The sequence below is a fragment of the Streptococcus infantis genome (assembly GCF_047463615.1).
Classification (GTDB): domain Bacteria; phylum Bacillota; class Bacilli; order Lactobacillales; family Streptococcaceae; genus Streptococcus; species Streptococcus infantis_X.
Window position 1 is genome coordinate 1 of the sequence record NZ_JASHDO010000026.1, and the last position, 1,200, is coordinate 1,200.

1 pseudogene is annotated in these 1,200 nt (G+C 40.0%); it reads left to right on the plus strand.

The window, feature by feature from the left end:
* Positions 1-1,200: pseudogene (locus tag QM874_RS09810) on the plus strand (hypothetical protein); the annotation flags it as partial.

Here is a 1,200-nt window from a genome sequence, read left to right on the forward strand (position 1 = left end):
TGGGAAAACTCCAACAGTAACTATAACTGATGGTCAAAATGGAACACATATATTGACAGTACATAATCCTGATGGTAGTGATGTAACAACAACAATTCGTGACGGACAACAAGGTCCAGTTGGACCAGCAGGTCCAAAAGGTGCAGATGGAAAATCTTTAATCGCTATTAAAAATGGAACTGAAACAAAAATTTATGTAGAGGATCCAGCAAGACCAGGACAACCACTAAATCCAACCCAACCATTGGCAACAATCACTGATGGAAGAAATGGTGTTAACGGACAATCACCAACAATCACAGCAACTAGAACTGTGAAAAATGGGAAAAATGGAGTTTTAGTGACAATTACACCAGTAGGAGGACAACCTCAAACAACATTTGTAGAGGATGGACAAAAAGGTGCTGATGGGAAAACTCCAACAGTAACTATAACTGATGGTCAAAATGGAACACATATATTGACAGTACATAATCCTGATGGTAGTGATGCAACAACAACAATTCGTGACGGACAACAAGGTCCAGTTGGACCAACTGGAGCCCAAGGACAAAGAGGACCAGCAGGACCAAAAGGTGCTGATGGAATAACTCCAACGGTGAAAGTAACTGATGGTCAAAATGGTACGCATACGATTACTATCAATGATGGTAAAGGTGGAATAACTACTACTGTTGTGAGAGATGGTTTCGATGGGGACAGCCCATTAGTAGCAACTAAAAGAAACGAATCTGATAAAACAACAACTGTTATTTTCTATTATGACCAAAATGACAATAATGAATTTGATGAAAACGATATAAAACTCAAAGAAGTCATTATTCCAGATGGGAAACAAGGTCCTAAAGGCGATAAAGGTGAGAAAGGTGAGAACGGCCAAGACGGCTTCACTCCAACAGTAACTGTGACAGACAACCAAGATGGCAGTCATACAATTACTATTACTCAGCCAGAAGGCAAGCCAGCCCTTACAACAGTTGTTAAAAACGGAGTAGATGGCCAAACACCAAAAGTTAAAGCTGTTCGTGATGAAGATAAGAAACAAACCACTCTAACCTTCTACATTGACAAAGATGGTGATGGTAACTATACAGAAGGAACTGATACCCTTATTCAAACATCCATTGTGAAAGATGGACAAGATGGAGCGACAGGTCAGTCAGGTCGTGATGGTAAAGAAGTTCTCAATGGTAAGGTAAA